The following is a 3,684-nucleotide window of genomic DNA, read 5'->3' as shown; positions in this document are numbered from 1 at the left end:
GAGCAGAACGCGTGAGACGAGCGTTGAAGGGTCAACGGCCTCTGGGGATTCCACGTAGTCGTAGGCTATGTTCACGCCTCCGACCCTGTGAATGTAGAAGTATTTTCCGTTTACGGGTTCAGGTAGGATGCATGCGTCTTTGTCGTCCACTCCTGGCGGAGAGATTATCTTCGGCCTTGACCATTTCCAGTTTCGGCTGAGGAAGTCTTCCACGCTTATTGAGGTCACAGCAACCTTCGGCGGGTTGACGTTGTCGTAGGCCGTGTAAAACATGTAAAGCCTGCCGCCCATCCTTACAACCCTTGGATCCTCGCATCCAGAGTGGCCCGGAGTGGCCTTCATCTCGAAGGGTTCCCTTGGAACGTAGACCGGCTCATCTAAAACCTCCTTCACCGTGAACCCGTTGTCGGTTACCGCCATGCCTATCGTGGAGGTTTTGTCCTGGGAAAGGGCTCTGAAGAGTATGTAGATGCTCCCCTCAAGCTCTATTGCAGCGGGGTTGAAGGTTGCGACGCTCCGCCACCCGAAACGCTTGTCAGGCGCGATGATCGGGTTTTTGGCGTACCGTTTAAAAACGGATTTCAAGCCGCCCTTAAGGATCCTTCTAAGGTGGCTCAGCCTAGCCGTCGCTAAACAGCAGACCGTGTCGGCGGCGCCGTAATAAAGCCTTATCCAGCCTCCGCGTTTGATGGCTGAGGATGGGAAGATGACCCTTGGAACGTGGCCGTAAACTTCGTACACTTCCTCGGGAACCATGAAGGGATACTGGGTTTTAGCTATAACCCTCCTCGGGTCGTCTTTGTCGAGGAGCAGGGCTTCAACACCAAAAACCCTCTCCGAATCTGAAAAGTAGTTTTGGATGTATGAGTATATGAGGAGCCAGCTCTCCTCCACCTCTATGGGCGGAGCTCCGACCTCTATGTGGTCCCTCGGCGACCTCCTCGGATCCGGCCTCAACGCCCAATCCATGTATTGCCGGTACCACTCATCCATCTCAGTATACCATACTGACGGGTCATCGCCCAACTGGGCGATGCATATTTGGGCTGGAGGCTTGTCCGTGTGAACGGTCAGGATCGCCGTAAGCTTTCCGCCTATACGTTTTGGGAAAAGGGCCATGGCCTTAGCGTTGAACGGCGTGACGAGATATTTTCCATCAATCTTTTCGAGGTCCCTGCTTACTGCAACCCCAACCCTGATCCCTTCAGGTTTAAGCGGCAGGGTTGAAATGGCCGTGTAGAAGATGTAGTATTTCCCTTCCATGTATGTTACCCTTGGATCTTCGCATCCAAACCTCTCCCACTCCATCTCCGGACATACGAGACAACGCCTTCCCGTGAAGTGCACTCCATCCCTGCTCACGGCGATGCCTATTGAGCTGAAGCTTGACCCCTGCTTCTTCAAAAGGTCTGAGGATGAGATTGCGCGGTAAAGCATATAGTATCTGCCGTCCCTCAGGATGACCGAGGGATTGAAGGTGGCGTAGGCCTCCCACGAGTTCTCCCTCACCGGAAGCAGGATGGGGTTTTCCTCGTATCGCCTTATCATAAGGCCTCCCCTTTGCCGCTTTCAAGCAGCAGCTCAACAAGCCTGCTGAGGCTTCCCCTAGCAACGCAGACGTAGCTGTCGGCTGCTCCATAATACACCAGCAAATCGTCACCCTTCGCAACTGCGCCGGTCACGTATATCACGCCAGGCTTGAACCCCTCATATTCATACGCCTCAGTCGGCTCAAGCACAGGGGCATCTGCCACCGCCAAGACACGTTTCGGATCATGCAAATCCAGAAGCATAGCGCCAACCTTGTATTTCTCAGGCTCCCTGGCGTCCGTTGCGTGGTAAAGTAGAAGCCAACCATCCCCTGTTTCTATTGGCGGGGCAGCCGCCCCCCTCACACGCATCTCCCAGCCACCCCTCCAAAGACTGAAGCCTTCATCAAACACGCTTCGAATGTGGAAGCCCTCCGGAACTTCAAGGGAGTCAAGATATTCAATTTGCACCGTAGGCGACAAACTGTGCAGAACCGCATACTTGCCTTCAAACTTCTTTGGAAATAAAACCCAGTTTTTATGAGGTTCGCCTGGAGGCGAAATGATCCTAGGCCTAGCCCAATCCCACTCCTTCTCAAGGAAACTTTCAAGGTTAATGGACGTTAACGCCACTCCCAAGTCTAAGCCATCATAAGCCGTATAAGTCATGTAAAGCCTATCCTCGCCGTCAACGCGCACCAACCTCGGGTCTTCAGCGCCCAAAAACGAGCCTCCAGAAGGGCTCACGAGAGGTGTGGCCGCGCTTTCGCCTTTATGCTCGTAAACAGGATAGCTAAGCCGCTCGACGATTCGGAGGGCGTCGACGCTTGAAGCGTAACCTAAACGTGAAATCCAGTCCTCGCCAATAGCCCTGTACAGGAGGTGAACCCTGCCCTCAACGTATGCAGCTCCAGGATTAAACGTCTGCCTGCTCTCCCACCAAAACCCGCTCCTAGGCGAAATTATTGGGTTAGAAGGATGCTTTCTAAAAACTTGCGAAAAACCTGTGGAATCCACTTTTTCAAACTGGTCGTCCACGCGCATTTCCGTTCAAACCTCAATTAAACCAAAATCAGCAATAAATTTAAACGCATCCTTACTTAGTCGCCTTCCTATTATAGTAGGAGAGCGGGTGCCTGACCCTCTTGCACAGTTCGTCCGACTCGACGCAAAGCCCGTGCGTCCTAAGCGTGTCGCACCTGGCGACGTGTACTTGGTTCTTGAACCCCATCCTAAGGAACGTAGCCTGTTACCTCCTTGTATATCGTCCTGAAGAATTTAACATATTCCATGGCTCGACGTTTTGAAATCTTCAGAATTTCCGCCACATCCTCGGGGCGAAGGTTCTGAACACCATTCTCTTGGATGACACCCATCTGTTCTGGTTCAGCTGGGGAAGCCTGAAGCTAGCCACACATAAAGGGCACATGGTTTTGCCTTTTGAGGTTCATGAACACTCAAAGAAGTTTATGGGCTGGAAGGTTAAGGGCTCAAGGCTTATGAGGAGAAGTGGTGATTTCTTCCTACACGTGACCTTCAGAAAGGAAGTTGAGGAAAAGAAGCCTGAAGGCGTGCTGGGCATGGATGTTAACGAAAAAAGTATAGACCTCCTGTGGTTAAGCCTGACAAGGTAAAATTCATAAAGGTAGACATAAGCCAAGCGAAATACGTTAGAGACAGATATTTTAGGAAGAGGAGGAGTATCCAGAGAAAGACGTTGGGAAAGACGGAGGCTAAGCTGCTGGCGAAATATTCTGGAAGAGGCGAGTAAACGATGTGCTCCACAAGGCTTCAAAGATTATAGCTCATATAATCGCTGAAGAGAACGTTAAGCCTGTAATGGAGGAGCTCACCGACATCAGGGAGAAAATACGGTACGGCAGGAAAATGAATAGGAGGCTCCATAATATGCCGTTCAGGAAAATTCAGTTTTATTGCCTACAAGTCGGCTGAGAATGGCTTTAAGCCAGAACATGCTAAAGCCAAGAACACTTCTAGGACGTGCCCGATGTGTGGCGGGTTGAATAAGCCGAATGGGCACGTCTATAAATGTAAGAGGTGCGGCTTCCAAGCGGACAGGCATCTCGTAGCCGCTTGGAACATAGCCGCAAAACTCCCCATGTGCCGTCCTTTACCGTTGGCGGCGAAAGCCACC

Annotated in this window: 2 protein-coding genes and 1 pseudogene; 1 reads left to right on the top strand and 2 read right to left on the bottom strand. The window is 51.7% G+C overall.

The genetic code is table 11. From position 1 onward, the window contains the following. Window positions 1-1,548 (bottom strand): hypothetical protein (locus tag BA066_07210; GenBank protein RDD52907.1); only part of this gene is annotated, 1,548 nt, incomplete at its 3' end. Beyond that, window positions 1,545-2,573 (bottom strand): hypothetical protein, encoded by a 1,029-nt coding sequence (locus BA066_07205; protein ID RDD52906.1) that lies wholly within the window; start codon window positions 2,571-2,573, stop codon window positions 1,545-1,547. The genes BA066_07210 and BA066_07205, both read right to left, overlap by 4 nt. Before the next feature lie 296 nt (window positions 2,574-2,869). Here BA066_07205 and BA066_07200 point away from each other — a divergent pair. Continuing rightward, window positions 2,870-3,684 (top strand): annotated as a pseudogene (locus BA066_07200) (transposase).

Source organism: Candidatus Korarchaeota archaeon NZ13-K (assembly GCA_003344655.1).
In the GTDB taxonomy this organism is placed as follows: Archaea; Korarchaeota; Korarchaeia; order Korarchaeales; family Korarchaeaceae; genus Korarchaeum.
The sequence above is the reverse complement of the archived record's forward strand: the minus strand, read 5'-3'. Positions and strand labels throughout refer to the sequence as shown.

Bases quoted from the DNA above. Each gene is read 5' to 3' on its own strand.
- BA066_07205 (RDD52906.1), bottom strand. From the start codon at position 2,573: ATGCGCGTGGACGACCAGTTTGAAAAAGTGGATTCCACAGGTTTTTCG.